Genomic DNA, 20,790 nt, shown 5'->3' with positions numbered 1-20,790 from the left:
ACTCCCTACAAGGTCATTCCCAAGAAAAAGAAATTAAGCTCTAGGTGATTAAGGCATTAAAAAAGTCCAGCTTATTAAATCAATATTATTCCATTTTTTGTAATTTTGTTACATATTACAAAATAATTGGATTCAATGAGAATCGTTACTTTCAAGCGGATACAGGAGTTTTCTGAAAAGCATGCCGACGCAGAAACTCAGCTTCGCTTCTGGTATTCGGTAACTAGCAAAAAAGACTGGGAATCACTCAATGATATCAAAAAAGACTTTAATTCAGTCGATTACGTAGGAAATCATCGCTTTGTCTTCAATATAAAGGGAAACTCCTATCGGCTGGTTGCGATCATTTCCTTTAATGCTAAGAAGGTTTATATCCGATTTATTGGCACCCATTCCGAATACGACAAAATAAAAGACATTCAAACTATCTGAGTATGATCAAATCTGAAAAAGAATACAAAGCCATTCTGGAAAGAATAGAAGAATTGCTTGCAGATTCAGAGAACATCGAGAATTCTGAATCAAAAGGTTTTGTGGAACTTAACCTGCTCTCAGATCTTGTAGCAGATTATGAAGAAAGCCATTTCCCAATTTCTCCTCCAACCCTGTCCGAAGCGATTAAATTGAGAATGCATGAGCGTGGATTGACTCAAAAAGCGCTGTCCGAATTTTTGGGAGTCAGCACATCTCGTATCAGTGAATACTTGAATGGTAAAAGTGAGCCCACTTTGAAAATTGCAAGGGAAATCAGCCGGAAACTGGATATTGAAGCCTCAATTGTACTGGGTGTTTAGGGAAAGGATAATTTGTATTTCATTCCAACTATCAAGGAATCCTTGGAGGTTGAATTGACAATTTTATAATGGACAATCAAATCGAAATATATCAGGGTAGCGACGGCCAAACTCTTATTGAGGTGAAGTTTGAGGAGGATACTGTTTGGCTAAACCAAAAACAATTGGCGGAACTCTTTGGCAAAGATGTAAGAACGATAAGTGAGCATATCAAAACAATATATAAAAGCCAAGAATTGGAAAAGGATTCAACTATCCGGAATTTCCGGATAGTTCAAATTGAGGGGAAAAGGAATATTGAAAGGAATATTGACCACTTTAATTTAGATATCATCATTTCGGTTGGTTATAAAGTCAACTCCAAACAAGGAATCCAATTCCGACAATGGGCAACCAAACGCTTAAAGGACTACCTTATTCAAGGATATGCCATCAATGAAAATAGACTCGCTCAGAAAGAGCAAGAAGTCCAAACTTTAAAAGATGGAATCCGGATTTTAAGCAGAGCAATTCAGCAAAAAGAAGAAGATCTGAATTTGGATTGGCTCAATCACTTTGCCAAGGGTCTGGAACTACTTGATGATTACGATCATGAAAATCTAGATAAAAAAGGGTTAAGTAAAAGAAAAGTAAACTATCCTGATTTAGCTCAATATCAGGAAGTAATTAGATCCATGAGATCAGATTTTGAATCCGGTGTATTTGGTAGAGAAAAAGATGGAAGCTTTGAAAGTGCAATAGCACAAATCAGCAAAGGTTTTGGCGAAGAGGACTTCTATCCTACCCTGGAAGAAAAGGCCGCAACCCTACTCTACCTGATCGTTAAGAATCATGGGTTTGTAGATGGGAACAAAAGGATAGCCGCCGCATGCTTTCTTTTCTTTTTGCAGCACAATGATATTCTGCATACTAGTGATGGAATTCCAATCATAAGTAATGACGCCCTTGCCAGCTTAACGCTCTTCATCGCATCAAGCAAGCCGGAGGAAATGGATACAGTGAAGAAATTGGTGATTAGTGTATTGAACCGAAACAGAGACGGTAGGCACTGAACCTGAAAACAGCGTTGTACCCATTTTGCATGGAAAAAACTCAATCCAACCGTTTGGATAAACTTTGTGCACACACTGTGTGCACAAAGAAAGATAGTTGAAAAAGAAAAAGATTTAAATTGCCATTTGCCTTAAAAGCAACGAATTGGCCACCTTCAGTCAAGATAAGTTACTTGACAAATAAGGAAATGTAAAACTGAAAAACAGTACAAAAATGGTGACTTTAAATAAATTTCTCGTTTGACAAATTAATTCTACTTGATTCTATTTGAGTGCTTTACTGATGACACTTTATTTCTGAAGATCCAAAAAAACCTGACTATTTGAGCTTGGGGAGAACTTTATCTGTAAATAGTTTTTTAAATTAGTGGTATGAAGAATGTGAAGAAAACCAAGAGGGCTAAAGTGAGCAAAAATACAGCTTATTTGACCAAGCGTGATTTGGTTCGCGTTGCGTCAGCTGCTGTAAGAAAAGCCTCGGATGACTCCATGCAAATCGCAGGGTATGTAGTCAAAGCGGAAAATGGATGGATTGTAAGAGAAAATTCCGATGGTTCGGTAATTCAGATCGAGAAGTTGAAAGACTATTCAAAATCCCGAAAACTTGTCCTCGACTAAATCAAATCTAAGACTCAGGGTTTTTGCGGGGCCTAATGGGTCTGGAAAGAGCACAATCATCAATTCTGTTCGGGATCACAAGGTTCGTGAAATACCGGTAGATTTTGGTACTTACATTAATGCAGATGATCTTGCAAATGAACTATCAAAGGACATGGTTTCTTTTGCCAGGTATCAAATCAAGACAAGTCTTGAGGAATTTTTAGAATTTAGCCTTTCATCAGGATTAATAAATAAAACCTTCACAAGAGCGGATTTTTTAGAAACATTTTCTTTAGAGAATAATCAAATCACGCTTTTAAAACCTGAGCTGAATGAACGTTTAGCACAAATCATGGCTGATTTTCTACGCAGGAAACTTTTATCTGACAGAAAGAAAATTTCTTTTGAAACTGTTTTTTCACACCCTTCCAAAATAGATATCATGAAAGAGGCAAAAGCGGCTGGATATAAAGTTTATCTCTACTTTGTCTCTACGGAGTCGCCTGAAATCAATAAGTATCGTGTAAAAGTTCGAACCCAAAAAGGTGGGCATAATGTACCAGAAGATAAGATTGAGCAACGTTATTATCGTTCCTTGGACCTTATGTTTGATGCTGCACAAATTGCCTACCAAGCTTATTTTTTTGATAATTCTAAGGATGGTGAAGATTTCAAGCTATTTGCTCATTTCAAAAATCCAAAAGGTGAAAAAATTTGGGATCCGATAGACGAAAAAACCGTCCCCAACTGGTTTATTGAACATTATTCAAAAAAAGTAGGGCTATAAGTGTACTAATCCGGTATCTGCCAAATTCATCCAATGAGCAATTAAACTTATTTCTATAGCTCAAGATATCCCGAGAAATGAGTTATAGAGCGACTTTCTATCCCTCACAGGAAAAGACTTAGAGAAAAACTATATCTAAAAGCATATAAAAATTAATCATTACCAATTTTTATACGTAAAAGCATATAAATCAAATCTTTTTTCTACATTTATATGTAAATACATATAGAATGAATCAAATAGCCGAATTTGTAAAAATCAGAAGAAAGCAATTGGGGATGACTCAGGAAGAATTTGCCGACAAAGCCGGGGTTGCACTAACCGTAATCCGGAAAATCGAGCAGGGAAAGGAAAATCTAAACCTATCCAAGGTAAATCATGTATTGAGCATGTTTGGTCATGTATTGGCACCCATTGATGCAAAAGATCCGAATAGGTATAGTAAAATACTCCTGTGAATTGGCAGCTTTTTGTTGTAGAATAATCAGAATTAGCCCAAACACCAAGTATTTGAAAAGACCAAAAAAACCCTGATTTTTAACCAGGAAAAAAAAGTCCAACTCTCTCTTTTGTACCCTATTTGTACCGATTTTTTCCAAATATCTTTTTTATAACTAGTTACACTTTCTGTATCGACAAATAATACCTCCCAAAAAATACCCCGGAAATATCCGAGGCATTTCTACTAAAATCAAACCTATTGTATTATCTGCCTTCGGAAGGACTGTTTTTCAGATCTTGATTTTTTGGCAAATCAATGGAAAAATCGAGCGTCTTCATCCAAGAAATAACTTTTGAAATAAAAGGAATTAAGAGCAACAAGGCCCCAAATGCCAAAACATGGACAGGATTAGTGAAATAATCCCCTGCACTGAAAATACTTAAAATAATCAGCGTGCTAAATGGCAAAGACACAGCCAGAATATTAATTCCTAACTCAAGGTCAAATGTCCTCGAGGGGTTTCCATTTTCAGTTACTGACTCCAGCTGTCTGACTGCCGACATGTGTGCAAACGGCCAGAATGAGCAACTGGATAGCGGGAAAACAACGGCTAGCAGAATAGCTGTCGTGCTGGAAAAGGAAAACAGGCTAATCAATGCTCCACTTAACAGCAAACTTATCCCTGCCCGCAACATTAATAAACTGATTATTGATTGAATCTGCTTCCGCTTCAAAATCACCGACAATCCGATAAAGAGAAGTATAAGCGGAGTCATCATATCTTTCAGACTGAGGATAGACTTACTGATGAATCCCGGAATAGTGTCCATATTCCAGCCTATGCTAAGTAATAGTATCGCCAAGATCAGAACCAGATTAATGGGCTCTTTAAGCATCGCAAAGAGTAGCTGTTTTACTTTTTCACCTTTGGATCTTTTCCCCAACCGATGCACACGGTAATACCAGGTCATGGCAATCAGGTAAGAGAAAATCAGAACGTAGACTTTATTTCCCACATCAGCTAACGCACCCCAGGCAAGCGCCTCTTCATCCAAATACTCGATCAAAAAAGGAAAGCAGGATAAACCAGGCGCCAATGAAGGAAAAAGCATCAACCAGGTGCGATGCTGAGCACTATCGCGTTCCACTCCCAACCAGGGCAGCCCAAAGTAACCGGCAGCGAGCATGAATCCATTCCACAGCAGTACCAAAACAGGCAGAATCAATAATTCCGCATCCATTTTGATCCCCAACAAGGCCACAAAAATCATAGCCGGCAAAGCTAAATCTAAAATTACCACTTTCAAGCCTTTGCGATGCGAATCATTGTCCAGCTTACTCCGAAGAAGAAAGCCAAGCAAAATCATCAATAAAAGCGAAAGGGAAGTTTGAATTGCTGTAGGCATAGTATTGGCTTATTCAGGCTTTGGTGACTTTTTTGAAAGTCTCGACGAAGTACTCCAACTCCTCATGCGTACCCATGCTGACCCGACACCAGGATTTATCATACATCTCATAGGCTCGGATTCCCACACCTTCATCGTACATGGATTTCATAAAAACCTTTCCATCCATTTCTATTGGGAAAATCATAAAACTGGTAAAAGAAGGAATCGGATTGTAGCCTAATTTGGTGATTTCGGAGGTCACATACGTTCTGCATTCGGTGTTCTGAGCTTTGCATTGGCCCAGAAAATCAGTCTCCTTCATACTTGCAATGGCACCTTTCAGAGAGGTCACACAAAGCCCCATTGTGCTTCTGACCTTACTTGTGATACTTTCGATTCGCTCAGGGGTAGCCACAATATAACCGATTCTCAGCCCTGCCATTCCATGGATTTTGCTGAAAGTCCGGGCGACAATCACATCTCTACCCTCGGCCACTAAATTTACCATGGTTTGAGTTTCTGGCTTTTCTAAAAACTCTAAGTAGGCCTCATCGACAAATACAGGAACTCTTGCCGAGGCATCGATACAGAATTTTTTCAAAGCCGCGGCATTGGTAATGGATCCCGTTGGATTATTGGGATTACAGACATAGACCAATCTCGTTTCGTTATCTATCGCAGATATCATCCCCGCCAAGTCATGGGAATAATCCGCAGCAAGCGGCACAGGTTTCCAGTTTCCCCCCATGGCCTGCGCAGTATTCATCACAGACATGTAGGATGGATCTGCAGATACGATATTGCCTCCATGCTGAAATCGGGTTATTGCCAGCTTTTCCAACAAATCAGTTGACCCGGGTCCGAGCATAATGCATTCTTCACTCACTCCTTCTTTTTCGGCAATCATGCTTATCAGTGTAGCTGCATCACCGTGACCGTATCGGTTTCCCTGACTTATTGACGCTGCGATGGCCTGAATTACTTTTGGAGATGGACCATAGGGATTTTCATTGGCATTCAATCTGGCCAATATCCGGCTTTCATCTATGCGGAATTCAGGAACAAACTCCCGGATTAAACTCGAAGAAGCAGTAGTGACAATTTTATTGGACTTAAAAGCCAAGGATGGTGTAGCGACCAATCCTCCAGCCATCAAAAGACTGGATTTAAGCCAATCCCTTCTGTTTAAAGATTTTATCATTTTAGGACTCAATTAAGTTTAACGAAATATTTAGCATTATTCAATTTCAATTGTATAGGAAATGTGATTTGCCTGAACTGAAAAAGTCAGGAGAAATGGAGCGATAATCTCCTTTACAGGCTATTTTGGGAATTAGGTATAAAAATGAACCTAATATTGAATTGAAATTAATATAAAAAATTAAACAGGTAATTTTTTTAACCTATTTTTTATTAAAAATTGTTTTTTATGGTTTAAATGGTTGATTTTTAACATCAAAGATTAAATTTTTCAAAAGTCCAAACCTTTTTCAGAAAATTTTAATCCATAGTGGCCAACAGAATCATCCTGGACTTAATATGATTTTAAAAGGAATTATCGTATTTCGATAAAGAAATAATTTAAAACTTTTCCAGAATTGATTCATTTTCAGGGAATGATGAGAAGCAATGAAAAAAAAAAATTTGCTTTCAAATACCTAATTTTGCTTTTCGAAGAGAGGTAATTGAATAATATATTGTTTTTGCATTTTTTTCAGAATTTAATTTTGATATATTAATATTTAAGTCTAGTTTTCGTTTATTATTTCCGTTTTATGAAGTTTTTTCCATCAAAAAAACAGAAATAATTACAGGCAAAAATTATGATCATCCAACGCTACTCAGATCAAAATTTATGAAACTTGGAATCCTTGGAGGTACTACACTCTCCAAAACATTGGGAAAGAAATACCTGGAAGCAGGGCTGACCGTTGTATTCGGTGTTAGGAGTGATTTTAACACTGAAGAAAGTGACTGGAAAAATCTAAATCGGCTTCATAATCGAATTTGCCCTTTTCAATCGGCGATAATCCAATCAGAAATCATTCTGATTTGCTGCGAAAACCAATACCTGGAGGAAATATGCAGTGCCTTGAAAAATGAAGATCTCGAAGGGAAAATTATCATTGATTGCACCAACGCAAACTATGATAAAGTCCTTGCCAGCAGTAATACCCAGTTGATCGTCGAATCTGCTCCAAAAGCAATTATCTTCAAGGCATTCAATAACTTAGGCATAGACTATCCCACTTCAGATATATTGGGTATTATCAAAGAGACCTACTACTGCAGCGACAGGGAAGCGGAGAAAATCAGGGTAAAAAGACTTATTGAACTGATCGGTTTCAGAGCCATAGACGCTGGAAAAATGAATAATGCCCCGCTCTTGGAGGCTTTTTACCATCTCAGCAGAGAAATAACCTGGCACCGGAAAGAACAATCTAACTATCACTTCAAGTTAATTTCAGCTTAATCTCATTTTTTGAATCACCCTCTAACCGAAAAGTGAGGTCGAAAGATCTCACTTTTCCTGTTTTTCCCCACTAAGGGACATGTCTTCTACCCAATTGAGAAAATTCAAGAAACTCAGGGCTAAAAATACTTTCGAATGATCAGCGCTAAAGTAATTCTGCAAATTTCACACATTACAAAATAAAATACCTGCAAGTCTTATTTAGCATGAGTATTATTCAGGTTTTTGCAAAAGGATCTGTTTTCAATTTAAAAGGAATAATAAGATAAAGTGAACTTCTCTTTTAACTCCAATCTAAAATGACCTCCTTCTAGCAAAAGGATTGTTTATCTTTGGGCCTGATTTCACAGCAATGCACCTAGAATTTTCCTTTAATCGGATTCTGATTCTAATCTTAGCCTTGTTTTTGTACAGTCAATAACCTTGAATCCTGCAACACTTTAAAGAAAAGAATGAAAGTACTGGTAATCGACATTGGTGGATCCAACATAAAAATTCTTGCAACCGGCCAACCTGAACGAATAAAGATTCCTTCAGGTGGTGACTTTACTCCCGAACAATTAGTGCCATTGGTCATAGAAAATGCCAAAGATTGGGAATACGAAGCGATCTCCATTGGATTTCCCGGAGTGGTAAAGGGAGGTAAAATTGTAGCTGATCCCGTCAATATGGGTGCCGGCTGGAAAGGATTCGATTTTGAAAAGGCCTTCGGCCGTCCCGTGAAAATCATCAATGATGCGGCAATGCAGGCATTGGGAAGTTACGAGGGAGGCAAACTGCTTTTTATGGGTTTTGGAACCGGATTAGGGACTGCCATGGTATTTGAGGACTTGATTCTTCCGATGGAAGGAGGACACCTTCCCTTTAAGCAAGGAACTTTTGAAACACATGTAGGAAATGCCGCCATGGAGAAATTCGGAAAGCCAAAATGGAAAAACTGGGTTTCCCAGGCTATTGCCCATTTCAATCATTGTTTTCAGCCCGACCAGATTGTTCTCGGAGGAGGAAATTCCAAACTTTTGGATACTTTCCCTTCAAACTGCCGCCTGGGGTCCAACAAAAATGCCATTACAGGAGGTTTTCGTTTGTGGGAAAAGCCCTATAAGTATTGATCACTCCCTAATCAGTTTATTCTAAAATATTCGTTGCTGAATTATTTCTAATTAATCGATTCCCTCAATTTCCCCTTCTTCATGACTCAAGTCAAATCAGATGCTTTGGTTTTCTATGGTGCAACCGGTGATCTGGCTTTTAAAAAAATCTTTCCTGCACTCCACATGATGGTCAAGCGTGGAAATCTGAATTGTCCCATTATTGGGGCAGCCCGAGGAGCTTATGACTTGGAAAAGCTCCGAGCCAGAGCCAAGGAAAGTATCCAAAAACACGGACAATATGAGGAGGAATCATATAAGAAATTTTGTAGCCTTCTCGCATTTGTGGGCGGGGACTATACAGATCAAGAAACATTTCTGAAAATCAGAAAAGCTTTGGGTAATGCCAAAAACCCAACACATTACCTGGCGATTCCTCCCGTACTTTTTCCCAAAATTATTGCTCAATTGGATCAATCAGGCTGTGCTAAAGGCGCCAGAGTGATCGTGGAGAAGCCCTTTGGAACTGACCTTGAATCTGCCAAAGCTTTGAACAAAATCCTTCTTAATAAATTTTCAGAGGAGGATATCTTCAGGATCGACCATTACCTGGGCAAGCGACCTGTAAATAATATTGTCTTTTTCCGATTTGTAAATTCTCTTTTGGAGCCGGTCTGGAATAACAAACACATCGAAAGTATCCAGATTACCATGGCTGAGGATTTTGGAATCCAAGGTAGAGGAGCTTTTTATGATGTCACAGGTGCTATCCGGGATGTCATCCAAAACCACTTGTTTCAGGTGCTATGCAATTTGACCATGGAGCCCCCCAAAGCCTTGGATAGTGAATCGATTCGTGATGAAAAAGTTAAAGTGCTGAAAGCAATCAGTCCTCTTCGGAAAGAAGATGTCATTTGTGGGCAATACACGGGCTACCTCAAAGAAATAGCTGTAAAGGAAGGCTCAAAAACCGAGACTTTTGCGGCAATGAAACTACAAATCAACTCACCCCGATGGGATGGAGTGCCACTTTATATCCGTGCCGGAAAGAATCTACCGGTCACTTCAACGGAAATTGTAGTGAAATTCAGGCATTTACCCTCTGCTTATTCTTCCATCGCCACACAACCCAACCATATCCGATTCAGAATCAGTCCGGATGTGAAAGTAGCTTTCGGTATGCTTATCATGGCTCCTGGGGAAGACATGACCTCTGTTTTATCGGAAGTTCAGGGAAATCCCACTCCATTTCCCAATGAAAAAGAAGCCTACGAGCGGGTTTTGACAGACGCAATGGCAGGAGATCCTACCCATTTTGCCCGTCAGGATTATGTGGAGGAAGCGTGGAAGATTGTAGACGATTATTTGGCTCTGGACAAGGAAGTATACCCTTATGAAATCGGGACCTGGGGTCCTGAAAACGTATATCAGGAAATTTATCCACCCGGAGGATGGAACAATCCTGTCGTAAACAAAAAAAATGACTAATGGAAATTCGGACATTTGAATCTGCGGATGTAGTTGCCACAGAAGCTGCGCTCTACATAGCTGATCGAATACGCGAAAACATAGCTAAAAAAGGTATTTTCACCATGGCTATCAGTGGCGGACGTACTCCATGGGCCATGATCAAAGAATTGGCAAAGGCAGATCTTCCTTGGGAAAAAGTATTCCTTTTCCAGGTCGATGAACGAATAGCACCTGATGCACATCCTGACCGAAACCTAACTCAACTTTTTAAAGCAATCGAAGGAAGTAAGCTGGTCTTGAGGCTTAACCTATTTCCCATGCGGGTCAATGCCGAAGATCTCAACGAAGCCTGTGCCGAATATGAAAGTCACATCAACCGAATGACCGGAAATGGAAAACTGGATCTGATTCATCTCGGAATAGGAACCGATGGTCATACGGCCTCCTTGGTCCCGGATGATCCGATACTAGAGGTGATGGATAAAGGCGTAGATATCACCGGAAATACGTATCAAGGACGGCTTAGAATGTCACTCACCTATCCCCTGATCAACCAAGCTGAAAAAATCCTCTGGGTAATCACCGGGGAGGAGAAAGCTGAAATGCTGGATCGGTTGCTACACAGAGACCACGCTATTCCAGCTGGAAAAATAGACCAGCAACACGCATTGGTTTTTACTGAAGAGCTTGCCGCAGCTAAAATAAAATAACCGAAAGAGGTTGTCTCGTAAGTAACGATTGTACGTAGACCGTAGCCGAAATGTGGTCTCATTTACGGGAAATGGCCTTCAATTCCGCTCAGGTTGACACCATTAAGTCTTTTGAGACAGGCTCTTTTCTTTGGTAAAATCACTAATCGGTTAAAAAAAAAGGACTTATTAGTATTAAAAAAAGATGGAAATTCTGATAAAAAATATGGTTTGCCCCCGCTGCATCCAAGCTGTAAAGGAATCCCTCCAAGCTTTGGAGATCCCTTTTGAATCCATCGAATTGGGGAAAGTCACACTCGTAAATTCCTTACTAAAAGACCAAAAGTCGGAGTTGGCCAAATCGTTGAGTGAAAAAGGATTTGAGCTTTTGGAATCAAAAAATGCTGCCCTTATTTCCCAAATCAAATCATTGATCATCAACCAAATTCATCATTCAGATCAGGTAATGGGTGAAAATTTTTCCACTTTTCTGTCTGAAAATCTTCATCAGGAATACACTTCGTTGAGTCGTCTTTTTTCGCAAGTAGAAGGGCTTACCATAGAAAAATACATCACCAGGCAAAAAATCGAACGGGTAAAAGAACTTCTTTTTTATGACCAACTTAGCCTTAGCCAAATTGCCTTTGAGCTGAATTACAGCAGTGTAGCCTATTTATCAGCCCAGTTCAAAAAAGAAACAGGCATGACTCCCAGCGAATTTAAAAAATCCAGAAAAATCGACCGAAAAAGTCTGGATCAGCTTTGATGGAAAGTCCAAACCGATCTTTTTGCTTCATTTAAAAAACAGTGCAGTCAGAAATGAAAAAAGAGGCCTTTCCGAAGAAAAGCCCCTTTTCAAGAAATAATTAAACTAACTCAATCAAAAACCGGACACATTCAGTCTCCCTCCCGTAACAGTCTTTCCTGCAAGAGAAGCTGTCGGAGTAGTAGAGCTCATGATTGCATTTTTGATTTGTAACGCGTCGGCTCCAGGGTTTAAGGATGCATACAATGCGGCTGCACCTGCCACATGAGGAGTTGCCATAGAAGTACCGTTATAGCTCGCATAGCTGGAAATGATAGTTGCATTCTTGCCTTTTCCTGAGGTAGCCGGCACTGTGGACCAAATAGCTGAACCTGGTGCACCTAGATCCACTGTTGTTGCTCCGTATTGCGAGAATGAAGAAAGTCCACCCGTACTGGTAATTGAAGCAACAGCAATGATGTTTTCTGAAGTGTATCCGGATGGATAACTTGCCGATGCATCATTATTTGTACCTGAATTACCCGCAGCTGCTATGAATAAAATGTCAGCAGCTCCAGCTCTGTCAATAGCATCTTTAAGCCCCTGAGAATAACCTCCCCCGCCCCAGGAATTATTGGTAGCAACGAGGTTCAATCCATGACGGGTTTTAAGATCTGTAAAATAATCCACCGATTTAATTGCATTAGCCGTGGTGCCCCCTCTGGAACCTAAGAATTTAGCATTGAGCATTTTTACATTCCACACGACTCCAACAACGCCTTTGTCATTTCCTCCTACAGCACCGATTGAACCTGCCACGTGGGTTCCGTGGTCATCACCTACTCCATCAAAGACCGTATTGTTATTGCCTTCAAAATCCCAACCATAAACGTCATCAATCAGTCCGTTACCATCATCATCCATGCCATTCCCGGCAACTTCTCCCGGATTGACTCCTGCATTGGCAGCTAGATCTTCGTGCATGTACATGTAGCCTTCATCAATAATTCCTATATACACCGTATTGGATCCGGTTTTATTCGCAGCCCAGGCTTCAGCTGCTCTTGAACCATTCAGATTTCCGCCTGCAGACATTCCCCAAAGTTGACCACTTTCAAAATAAGGATCATTGGAAACAGCAGTGTGCTGATAAATCCAATTCGGTTCAGCGTATTCAATCTCCGGCATGTTGCGCAAGCGCTCAATGGCTTCCATGGTACCCATTTTGGATTCCACTAGCAATAAATCTCCAGTTTGGGTGCCCTTTCGCGCATTGGCCATTTCCATCGCTCCAGTACGAATCTCCTCTACCACAGTGGCCTGGATGAGGTTAAGAACATCTTGGGAAAGTCTTGAACCCTGAGTAGATGTTTTGTACTTGATTAAAAGTTGACCCGGAACAAACTGTTCACTAAGCATTCGTTCGGTCGGGGATGTCAAAGCCACATCGCTCTCGATGATGTCCCCGCAGGAGGCTGCAATTCCCAGCAATGCCGAAAAAGACAACACAGAATAGATTTTTCTCATAAGGTGTATTGGTTAAAATTTGTTCTGGAAACTATACAGTTATCACAACAATTACAATAGGTCTGAGGCTGATTTAAAAATATATATTCGTGAAAAAACTCAATCTACTATCTAATTAAAAAATCAGCTTTCAAAGTTCGTTTTACCGTATCCAAAAATTTAAACTAATTAATTTTTAGAAATATTTATTTTTATTTTCCCATCAAGAAGTCCTAGAAAAACTCATCATCTTCCTAAAAGCACGAAAATGATAGGACATAAAATCAAAAAAACATCATCATACGAATGTTCTGCATCGCTTGAAAGTCAGAGATAAGAGATGCATAATTTCATAAAACTTTGTCAAAAATCTATAACAGTTTACACGGTCTAACGGGTGAAATTTGAAGTATGGAAATTCAGAATCCCAAACTCCAAAAGCGATCCTTCCCTGTCACAGGTATGACCTGCGCTGCATGTGCATCCAGTGTGGAAACCATTCTTCAACACACTGACGGGGTAATTTCCGCAGCAGTAAATTTCGCAACCGGCACAGTTCAGATTGAATTCTCGGAAAGCACTACTCCTGAATCATTAAATTCTGCATTGGAAGAAATTGGCTATGGTCTGATTATCAGTGACCGAGAAGTCAGTGAAACGGTGCAAGAAGAACAAGAGAAGAAGTATGAAAAAGTCAAAATACAGACCATGGGGGCGGCACTTTTGACTTTACCGGTATTCGTTCTGGGAATGTTTTTCATGGACTGGGAACCCGGAAGATGGATCAGTTTAGCACTCTCAATTCCGGTGCTATTTTATTTTGGCAATCGTTTCTACATCAACGCCTGGAAGCAAGCCCGTCATGGCAAAGCCAACATGGACACCTTGGTGGCATTAAGTACAGGTATTGCCTTTATCTTCTCGGTGTTTAATACCGTTTTCCCGGAATTTTGGCATCGTCAAGGTATTCATCCACACGTTTATTATGAAGCAGCGACTGTAATTATCGTCTTTATTTCCTTCGGAAAACTACTGGAAGAAAGGGCAAAATCCAGTACAGGTACAGCTCTAAGAAAGCTCATAGGACTTCAGCCAAAAACGCTCACACGAATTCAAGATGGAAAAACGCAGGAAATCAAGATCGAGGATGTGATTCTTAAGGATCGAATTCTAATCAAACCTGGAGAGAAAATCCCTGTGGATGGGAAGGTCATTAATGGATCATCTTTCATAGATGAAAGCATGATTAGTGGTGAACCCGTGCCAATAGAGAAAAAATTGGGGGACAATGTATTTGCAGGAACCATCAACCAAAAAGGCAGTCTGGAAATAGAAGCCGAAAAAGTGGGAGCCTCTACCCTCTTAGCCCAAATTATCCAACGAGTCCAGGAGGCACAAGGCAGTAAAGCGCCTGTTCAGAAGTTGGTTGATAAAATCGCAGGAATTTTCGTTCCGATTGTTATCCTAATATCAATCTTGACCTTTGGAGTTTGGATGGTTTTTGGTGGTGAAAATGCTTTTTCTCATGCTTTGCTCGCCTCCGTTTCTGTATTGGTGATTGCTTGTCCCTGTGCTTTAGGATTGGCCACGCCTACGGCCATTATGGTTGGAGTAGGTAAAGGTGCCGAAAATCAGATCCTGATCCGGGATGCAGAAAGCCTGGAATTGGGTCATCGGGTCAATGCTATCATTCTGGACAAAACCGGGACAATCACAGAGGGAAAACCGACCCTTACCGGTATTCAGTGGGCAGTTGGCAGTGAAAAGAATGTAAGTGGTAAACAGTTAGTAGTAAGTGGTGATGAGAGTTATGACTTACTACTAACGACTCACTACTTACAAATACTGCTGGCATTGGAAAGTAAATCCGAACATCCATTGGCCGAAGCAGTGGTGAAATTTCTAAAGGGAAAAGAAATTGAATCGGTCGATATCCAAGAATTTGAAAGCATAACAGCAAGAGGGGTAAAAGGAAAAGTAAGAGGAAAGACCTATTATGTGGGCAACCCTAAACTCTTGAAAGCAAATAGCATTCAAATTCCAAATGATCTTGCGGATTTGGCAAAAGCTTGGAGTGAGGCTGCCCAAACGGTCATTTGGTTTTCAGACTCTGAGCAAGCATTGGCTATCCTAGGCATTCAGGATCAGATTAAACCGAGTTCAAAATCAGCTATCCAAAAGCTTCAAAAAGCAGGAGTTGAGGTTTACATGCTGACGGGTGACAATCACCAAACTGCAACGGCTGTAGCTCGAGAAGTTGGAATCAGGGACTTTCGTGCCGAAGTGATGCCATCTGACAAATCGCAGTTTGTCAAAAACCTGCAGGAAAAAGGAAAGGTGGTTGCCATGGTTGGGGATGGAGTCAATGACTCCGAAGCTTTGGCACAGGCAGATGTAAGTATAGCAATGGGCCACGGTTCGGATATCGCAATGGATGTTGCCAAAATCACGTTAATTAATTCCGATTTGGAGAAAATTCCACAAGCATTCCGGCTTTCTAAGCTTACAGTAAATGGAGTGAAGCAAAACTTGTTTTGGGCCTTTATCTATAATCTGATCGGAATCCCCATCGCGGCAGGCGCGCTATACCCAATCAATGGATTTCTTCTAGATCCGATGATAGCCGGAGCTGCAATGGCATTTAGTTCGGTATCGGTGGTGTTGAACAGCTTACGATTGAAAAATTCTAAAATTTGAAGATTGAAAAATTAAACCAAGTACGATATACGAGCTCAAAGGGAACTCCTTGCGAAAAAGCCCAATCAAAGCTTAATTCACCAAAATCTTAAAGCCAGCATCAGAAAAAGTACGAAATACGATTTACGAAGTAAAATTGAACCTCAAACTGAAAAACCAAACTGAAGCTTTTCCAAAGTCTTATGTCTGGTATCTAATATCTAATGTCTAAATTCTAACAGATGAAATCGAGCATGACGAAGATCGTCACATACTGGGATGATTATAAACCATGCGAGATTCTCCCGAAGAAAAATCGGGACAGGCTATCTGACCAATTAAAATCAAGTTATAAACAGATGAAAACGCTAAAATTCAAAACCAATATCCAGTGTACCAATTGCCTGGCCAAAGTCACTCCCAAACTCGATGAACAAGCCGATATCCAATCTTGGAATGTCGATTTGTTGGATCCTGAGCGCACCTTGACCGTAGAAACAGAAAATCTAAATCCTCAGGATATCAAAAAAGCCGTGCTCAAGGCAGGCTTTATTGCGAATGAGAAAGAGTAAGAATTTAGACTATCGACACAAGATCCAAGACTGATTGAAAAGGAATTTCAATTTTTGGTTACCCCAATTTGAATTTTCTGGTCTTTTTTCTTGTGTCATGCTTCTAAACTCTTGATACTTATGTCTTGATACTTTTGTCTTAATTATTCCCTACATTTGAACTTGTGAAAACCATTTTCTCCATAGCACTTGCCTTTTTGGTTCTTTTCTCCTCCATAGGGATGGCGAAGACAACCCATTTTTGCATGGGCCATGTGATGAAAAGTGACATAGGTTTTTCTGCGAAGCATCTTGATTGCGGAATGGCAATGGATATGGAACATGAGGAAAGTGATTCCAAGTCAGAAAACTCCCCACAATCCTGCTGCAAAAATATCATCGAGCACCTTCAGGTCGATGAAGATGTCCAGCTCAAAAAAGTAGATCTCAAACTCTCCGTCAACTTTACCGTTGCGCTAGTTCAAGTTTTTGTTTTCGGACTTGAATCTTCTGATAGTGATCAGCCCACTTTTTCGTATTACACCTCTCCCCCACTTAATCAGGACATTCACGTCCTCATTGAGCAATTTCTGATTTAAATCCAAGGTTAGCAGGATTATTCCCTGCATGCGATTGACTTTCGCCAAGCTGGCTTAAAGTTTCATTTTCTGCATTTAACCTTTGTGATTTATGCTAAACAAAATCGTCAAGTATTTCCTTGAAAATAAACTGGTTACCGTTCTTTTCCTCTTGCTGATTATCGGCTGGGGTATCGTCACGGCACCCTTCAATTGGTCTGTCAGTTTTCTTCCGAGGGATCCTGTTCCTGTGGACGCGATTCCCGATATCGGAGAAAACCAACAAATTGTCTTCACCGAATGGATGGGTCGTTCACCACAGGATGTAGAAGACCAAATCACCTATCCACTGACCACTTCTCTCCTGGGACTTCCAGGTGTAAAAAGCGTAAGGTCCAGTTCAGCTTTCGGTTTTTCCAGTATCTATATCATTTTCGAAGAAGACGTTGAATTCTACTGGAGCAGATCCCGTGTGCTCGAAAAGCTAAACTCCCTTTCTGCTGGGCTCCTTCCCGAAGGGGTTCAACCCAAACTAGGTCCTGATGCCACAGCTTTAGGACAGGTCTATTGGTACACGCTCGAAGGCCGTGATCCTGAAGGAAATCCTGCTGGAGGTTGGGATCTCCATGAGCTCAGGACCATCCAAGACTACTACGTTCGCTATTCATTAACTGCCGTGGAGGGCGTTTCGGAAGTAGCTTCCGTCGGCGGATATGTCAAAGAATATCAAGTTGATGTCGATCCGGGAGCCCTAAAGGCAAACGGAGTCACGCTGATGGATGTAATGGAAGCGGTTCGGAATTCCAATTTGGATGTCTCTGCCAACACCATAGAAGTCAACAAAGTCGATTACTTCATCCGGGGTTTAGGGTATGTCGAAGAACTCGCAGATTTGGATAAGGCTGTAGTCAAAGTTACGGACAACGTGCCCATCCGAATTCAGGATGTCGCAAGGGTCAACATCGGTCCTCAAACCCGAAACATGTCAGGCATATTGGATAAGTCCGGTGCAGAGGCTGTGGGCGGTGTGGTCATCGCACGATACGGAGATAATCCGCTCAAAGTCATCGAAGGGGTCAAGGCAGAAATAGAGAAAATCTCCCAAGGGCTTCCTTCCAAAACACTGGCAGACGGCACAGTTTCCAAAGTGACCATCGTCCCTTTCTACGATCGGACAAGTCTCATTTATGAAACTTTAGGAACACTGTACGAAGCAATCAGCCTTCAAATTCTGATCACCATTTTGGTCATCATCGTCATGGTGTACAATCTGAGGGCTTCCTTGCTGATCTCTGCTTTGCTTCCGATGGCAGTTTTGATGTGTTTTATTTTCATGAAATACTTTGGCGTAGATGCCAATATCGTAGCCCTTTCGGGAATTGCCATCGCGATAGGCACCATGGTCGACTTGGGGATTATTTTGAATGAAAATATCCTTCGGCATCTGGAAACTGCTCCTGCCGGCCAAACTAAACTGAAGACTGTCTATCTCGCTACTTCGGAAGTATCCGGTGCAATTATCACCGCTGTCAGTACGACCATCATCAGCTTTTTACCGGTTTTCACACTTCAGGCAGCAGAAGGAAAACTCTTTGGCCCCTTGGCCTACACCAAAACATTCGCATTGATTTCGGCAGTGATTTTCACCTTGCTGATTATGCCGGCATTTTCCCACTGGATTTTTTCCATCAAAAAATCAAAAGGTCATATCGGGCGCTACCTGAATTATGCCTTACTCATCTTGGGTCCCATCATCGCATTTACAGTTTGGTCTTGGGCAGGTTGGTTGCTTTTCGGCTATGGTTTGGTGCATACCGCCGCATTCCATTATCCTGAGAAGGTAGAACCACGGAAAAGTTTCCTAATCATCGTTGTGACGCTTTTGGGGGTTACCTGGCTTCTGACTCAGGAATGGATGCCTTTGGGAGTTTCTGTCAGCTTTCTGACCAATTTCCTTTTCATCGCCTTGCTCCTTGCCTTGGTATTGGGAGGATTTGCCGGATTTATCCGAATCTATCCCCGGATTTTAGGATGGTGTTTGGAAAACAAGTTCAAGTTTATGCTCTTTCCTGTCGTTGTCATCCTACTCGGGGCAAGCGTATGGCTGGGCTTCCATCGGGTTTTTGGGGTTATTCCGAAGGGTTTTGACCTGATAGGTATCAATATTCGAACCTCCGGATTCTGGTCAGGAATGACCCATACCTTCCCCGGTTTAGGCAAAGAATTTATGCCTTCACTCAATGAAGGTTCATTTCTTCTGATGCCAACTACGATGCCGCACTCCGGAATTCAGGAAAATAAGGAAGTCCTGCAAAAGCTCGACATGATGGTGACGGCAATTCCTGAAGTGGATATGGTCGTGGGAAAAGCAGGTCGAGCCGAGACGGCAATCGATCCGGCACCGATGTCCATGTTTGAAAACACCATCAATTACAAAACCGAATACGCCACCGACATCCATGGCAGTAGAATTCGCTTCAAAATCAACGAGGAAGGAAAATATGAATTGAAAGACGGTTCGCTCTTTGATCCTGAAACCATGACTCCCAATCAGATTAATGTCAAGAATCTGGTAGAAGATCCGGATGGAGAATATTTCCGTCAATGGCGACCCCATATCAAAACTCCCGATGATATCTGGAATGAAATTGTCAGCGTGATCAATCTCCCGGGTGTCACTTCTTCGCCGAAGCTCCAACCCATCGAAACACGACTCGTCATGCTGCAAACCGGCATGCGGGCACCGATGGGAATAAAAGTATATGGCCCTGATCTACAAACTATTGAAAGCTTTGGCCTACAGTTGGAAAAGTACCTAAAAGAGGTTCCATCGGTAAAGAAGGAAGCAGTCTTTGCCGATCGGATTGTTGGCAAACCTTACCTTGAATTGGATATCGATCGAGAGCAAATATCCCGCTATGGATTAAATGTCATGGATGTGCAGGACTTCATCGAGACTGCAATTGGGGGAATGAAACTCAGCACCACCGTCGAAGGCCGGGAGCGTTTCCCGATTCGGGTACGCTATGCACGGGAGTTTCGAGATGATCCCTATGCCATTGAAAACTTGCAGATCCCCACTCCTGTCGGGAATTACATTCCTTTGGGGCAATTGGTCAAAGTTAGTTATCGACCCGGCCCGGATATGATCAGAGGCGAAAACAGCTTCTTGGTAGGCTATGTACTATTGGATAAGATGCCGGGCTTTGCTGAGGTTACTGTGGTAGAGGATGCCCAACGGTATCTACAGGGAAAAATCGATTCGGGCGAACTGAAAATCCCAAGTGGGGTCCGCTATGCATTTTCAGGTTCGTATGAGAATCAAATCCGTGCCGAGGAACGGCTTTCTCTGGTGGTACCTTTGAGTTTGATTCTGATCTTTCTGATTCTCTATTTCCAGTTCAGGGCTGTTTCTACGACCCTGTTCGTGTTCTCAGGAATTGCAATGGCTTTTTCAGGAGGATTTCTAATGATTTGGTTCTATGGACAGGATTGGTTTATGAATTTCTCCTTTTTCGGCGCTAATCTCCGGGACCTGTTCCAGATGAAAGTCTACAATCTCAGCGTGGCGGTTTGGGTCGGATTTATTGCCTTGTTTGGAATTGCAACTGACGATGGGGTGGTCGTAGCATCTTATTTGGATCAGAGCTTCAAAGAAAACAAGCCTAGTACTGTTCAGGAAATCCGTGACTCGGTATTGGAAGCCGGAAAACGAAGAGTTTTGCCCTGCATGATGACTACCGCTACCACTATGCTGGCCTTGGTTCCGATCTTCACTTCCACCGGAAGAGGATCGGATATTATGATTCCGATGGCGATTCCTTCTTTGGGAGGAATGGTTTTGGAAATCACCACCGTATTTATTGTACCGACCCTGTATTGTTGGTGGGCCGAACGAAAATTAAAACACAATTCCGAAGTATTCACCGAGGAATCACATGCCTAAGG

At 41.4% G+C, this 20,790-nt stretch carries 18 protein-coding genes; 15 read left to right on the top strand and 3 right to left on the bottom strand.

What is annotated here, in order from left to right; translation table 11 throughout:
* Window positions 1-135: 135 nt before the first annotated feature.
* From C4S61_RS14050 to C4S61_RS14025, 6 genes are all read left to right on the top strand, one after another.
* Window positions 136-432, top strand: coding sequence for a type II toxin-antitoxin system HigB family toxin (locus C4S61_RS14050; protein ID WP_103925445.1), 297 nt, complete (start codon window positions 136-138; stop codon window positions 430-432).
* A 2-nt stretch (window positions 433-434) separates the two neighbouring features.
* Window positions 435-794, top strand: a complete 360-nt coding sequence (locus C4S61_RS14045; protein WP_103925444.1) for a helix-turn-helix domain-containing protein — start codon at window positions 435-437, stop codon at window positions 792-794.
* 68 nt (window positions 795-862) lie between these two features.
* Window positions 863-1,846, top strand: coding sequence for a RhuM family protein (rhuM, locus tag C4S61_RS14040; RefSeq protein WP_103925443.1), 984 nt, complete (start codon window positions 863-865; stop codon window positions 1,844-1,846).
* A gap of 372 nt (window positions 1,847-2,218) precedes the next feature.
* The gene (locus C4S61_RS14035; RefSeq protein WP_103925442.1) at window positions 2,219-2,464 is read left to right on the top strand and encodes a hypothetical protein; all 246 of its coding nucleotides are present in this window, start codon (window positions 2,219-2,221) and stop codon (window positions 2,462-2,464) included.
* Window positions 2,451-3,233 carry a zeta toxin family protein gene (locus tag C4S61_RS14030; protein WP_103925441.1) on the top strand — a complete coding sequence of 261 codons (783 nt, stop codon included), beginning with the start codon at window positions 2,451-2,453 and terminating at the stop codon, window positions 3,231-3,233. Before C4S61_RS14035 ends, C4S61_RS14030 begins: the two co-directional genes overlap by 14 nt.
* 230 nt (window positions 3,234-3,463) lie before the next feature.
* On the top strand, window positions 3,464-3,691 hold the full coding sequence (locus C4S61_RS14025) for a helix-turn-helix transcriptional regulator (RefSeq protein WP_103925440.1): 228 nt from the start codon (window positions 3,464-3,466) through the stop codon (window positions 3,689-3,691).
* Window positions 3,692-3,938: 247 nt separating this feature from the next.
* On the opposite strand, the gene C4S61_RS14020 is transcribed toward C4S61_RS14025, so the two are convergent.
* Together C4S61_RS14020 and C4S61_RS14015 are read right to left on the bottom strand one after the other, a co-directional pair.
* On the bottom strand, window positions 3,939-5,081 hold the full coding sequence (locus tag C4S61_RS14020; RefSeq protein WP_103925439.1) for an AEC family transporter: 1,143 nt from the start codon (window positions 5,079-5,081) through the stop codon (window positions 3,939-3,941).
* A gap of 13 nt (window positions 5,082-5,094) precedes the next feature.
* Window positions 5,095-6,264 (bottom strand): pyridoxal phosphate-dependent aminotransferase, encoded by a 1,170-nt coding sequence (locus C4S61_RS14015; protein WP_103925438.1) that lies wholly within the window; start codon window positions 6,262-6,264, stop codon window positions 5,095-5,097.
* Window positions 6,265-6,918: 654 nt separating this feature from the next.
* Here C4S61_RS14015 and C4S61_RS14010 point away from each other — a divergent pair.
* The 5 genes from C4S61_RS14010 to C4S61_RS13990 all read left to right on the top strand — a co-directional run bounded on the left by C4S61_RS14010 (window position 6,919) and on the right by C4S61_RS13990 (window position 11,552).
* Window positions 6,919-7,536, top strand: coding sequence for an NADPH-dependent F420 reductase (locus C4S61_RS14010; protein ID WP_103925437.1), 618 nt, complete (start codon window positions 6,919-6,921; stop codon window positions 7,534-7,536).
* Between the two features lie 452 nt (window positions 7,537-7,988).
* Window positions 7,989-8,648 carry an ROK family protein gene (locus tag C4S61_RS14005; protein WP_103925436.1) on the top strand — a complete coding sequence of 220 codons (660 nt, stop codon included), beginning with the start codon at window positions 7,989-7,991 and terminating at the stop codon, window positions 8,646-8,648.
* A gap of 81 nt (window positions 8,649-8,729) precedes the next feature.
* Entirely contained in the window at window positions 8,730-10,115 is a 1,386-nt protein-coding gene (zwf, locus tag C4S61_RS14000; protein WP_103925435.1) for a glucose-6-phosphate dehydrogenase, read from the top strand.
* Entirely contained in the window at window positions 10,115-10,807 is a 693-nt protein-coding gene (pgl, locus tag C4S61_RS13995; protein ID WP_103925434.1) for a 6-phosphogluconolactonase, read from the top strand. Before zwf ends, pgl begins: the two co-directional genes overlap by 1 nt.
* Window positions 10,808-10,991: 184 nt before the next feature.
* Window positions 10,992-11,552 (top strand): helix-turn-helix domain-containing protein, encoded by a 561-nt coding sequence (locus tag C4S61_RS13990; RefSeq protein WP_103925433.1) that lies wholly within the window; start codon window positions 10,992-10,994, stop codon window positions 11,550-11,552.
* Between the two features lie 114 nt (window positions 11,553-11,666).
* On the opposite strand, the gene C4S61_RS13985 is transcribed toward C4S61_RS13990, so the two are convergent.
* On the bottom strand, window positions 11,667-13,058 hold the full coding sequence (locus tag C4S61_RS13985) for a S8 family peptidase (RefSeq protein ID WP_103925432.1): 1,392 nt from the start codon (window positions 13,056-13,058) through the stop codon (window positions 11,667-11,669).
* Window positions 13,059-13,448: 390 nt separating this feature from the next.
* On the opposite strand from C4S61_RS13985, the gene C4S61_RS13980 reads away from it, so the two are divergent.
* The 4 genes from C4S61_RS13980 (at window position 13,449) to C4S61_RS13965 (ending at window position 20,788) form a co-directional block, all read left to right on the top strand.
* A complete protein-coding gene (locus tag C4S61_RS13980; RefSeq protein WP_103925431.1) occupies window positions 13,449-15,734 on the top strand; it encodes a heavy metal translocating P-type ATPase in 2,286 nt (761 codons plus the stop codon).
* A gap of 338 nt (window positions 15,735-16,072) precedes the next feature.
* On the top strand, window positions 16,073-16,285 hold the full coding sequence (locus C4S61_RS13975; protein WP_103925430.1) for a heavy-metal-associated domain-containing protein: 213 nt from the start codon (window positions 16,073-16,075) through the stop codon (window positions 16,283-16,285).
* 164 nt (window positions 16,286-16,449) lie between these two features.
* Window positions 16,450-16,863, top strand: coding sequence for an HYC_CC_PP family protein (locus C4S61_RS13970; RefSeq protein ID WP_146064411.1), 414 nt, complete (start codon window positions 16,450-16,452; stop codon window positions 16,861-16,863).
* Between the two features lie 91 nt (window positions 16,864-16,954).
* A complete protein-coding gene (locus C4S61_RS13965) occupies window positions 16,955-20,788 on the top strand; it encodes an efflux RND transporter permease subunit (protein ID WP_103925428.1) in 3,834 nt (1,277 codons plus the stop codon).
* Window positions 20,789-20,790 lie beyond the last annotated feature (2 nt).

It is taken from the genome of Algoriphagus boritolerans DSM 17298 = JCM 18970, from assembly GCF_900108085.1.
GTDB classification, from domain to species: Bacteria; Bacteroidota; Bacteroidia; order Cytophagales; family Cyclobacteriaceae; genus Algoriphagus; species Algoriphagus boritolerans.
This window is presented reverse-complemented; position numbering and strand designations above follow the sequence as displayed.

What these genes read in the sequence shown, in the direction of transcription:
- C4S61_RS14050 (WP_103925445.1), top strand. Translation starts at nt 136, where the DNA reads ATGAGAATCGTTACTTTCAAGCGGATACAGGAGTTTTCTGAAAAGCAT.
- C4S61_RS14045 (WP_103925444.1), top strand. Translation starts at nt 435, where the DNA reads ATGATCAAATCTGAAAAAGAATACAAAGCCATTCTGGAAAGAATAGAA.
- rhuM (WP_103925443.1), top strand. Translation starts at nt 863, where the DNA reads ATGGACAATCAAATCGAAATATATCAGGGTAGCGACGGCCAAACTCTT.
- C4S61_RS14035 (WP_103925442.1), top strand. Translation starts at nt 2,219, where the DNA reads ATGAAGAATGTGAAGAAAACCAAGAGGGCTAAAGTGAGCAAAAATACA.
- C4S61_RS14025 (WP_103925440.1), top strand. Translation starts at nt 3,464, where the DNA reads ATGAATCAAATAGCCGAATTTGTAAAAATCAGAAGAAAGCAATTGGGG.
- C4S61_RS14020 (WP_103925439.1), bottom strand. Translation starts at nt 5,081, where the DNA reads ATGCCTACAGCAATTCAAACTTCCCTTTCGCTTTTATTGATGATTTTG.
- C4S61_RS14015 (WP_103925438.1), bottom strand. Translation starts at nt 6,264, where the DNA reads ATGATAAAATCTTTAAACAGAAGGGATTGGCTTAAATCCAGTCTTTTG.
- C4S61_RS14010 (WP_103925437.1), top strand. Translation starts at nt 6,919, where the DNA reads ATGAAACTTGGAATCCTTGGAGGTACTACACTCTCCAAAACATTGGGA.
- C4S61_RS14005 (WP_103925436.1), top strand. Translation starts at nt 7,989, where the DNA reads ATGAAAGTACTGGTAATCGACATTGGTGGATCCAACATAAAAATTCTT.
- zwf (WP_103925435.1), top strand. Translation starts at nt 8,730, where the DNA reads ATGACTCAAGTCAAATCAGATGCTTTGGTTTTCTATGGTGCAACCGGT.
- pgl (WP_103925434.1), top strand. Translation starts at nt 10,115, where the DNA reads ATGGAAATTCGGACATTTGAATCTGCGGATGTAGTTGCCACAGAAGCT.
- C4S61_RS13990 (WP_103925433.1), top strand. Translation starts at nt 10,992, where the DNA reads ATGGAAATTCTGATAAAAAATATGGTTTGCCCCCGCTGCATCCAAGCT.
- C4S61_RS13985 (WP_103925432.1), bottom strand. Translation starts at nt 13,058, where the DNA reads ATGAGAAAAATCTATTCTGTGTTGTCTTTTTCGGCATTGCTGGGAATT.
- C4S61_RS13980 (WP_103925431.1), top strand. Translation starts at nt 13,449, where the DNA reads ATGGAAATTCAGAATCCCAAACTCCAAAAGCGATCCTTCCCTGTCACA.
- C4S61_RS13975 (WP_103925430.1), top strand. Translation starts at nt 16,073, where the DNA reads ATGAAAACGCTAAAATTCAAAACCAATATCCAGTGTACCAATTGCCTG.
- C4S61_RS13965 (WP_103925428.1), top strand. Translation starts at nt 16,955, where the DNA reads ATGCTAAACAAAATCGTCAAGTATTTCCTTGAAAATAAACTGGTTACC.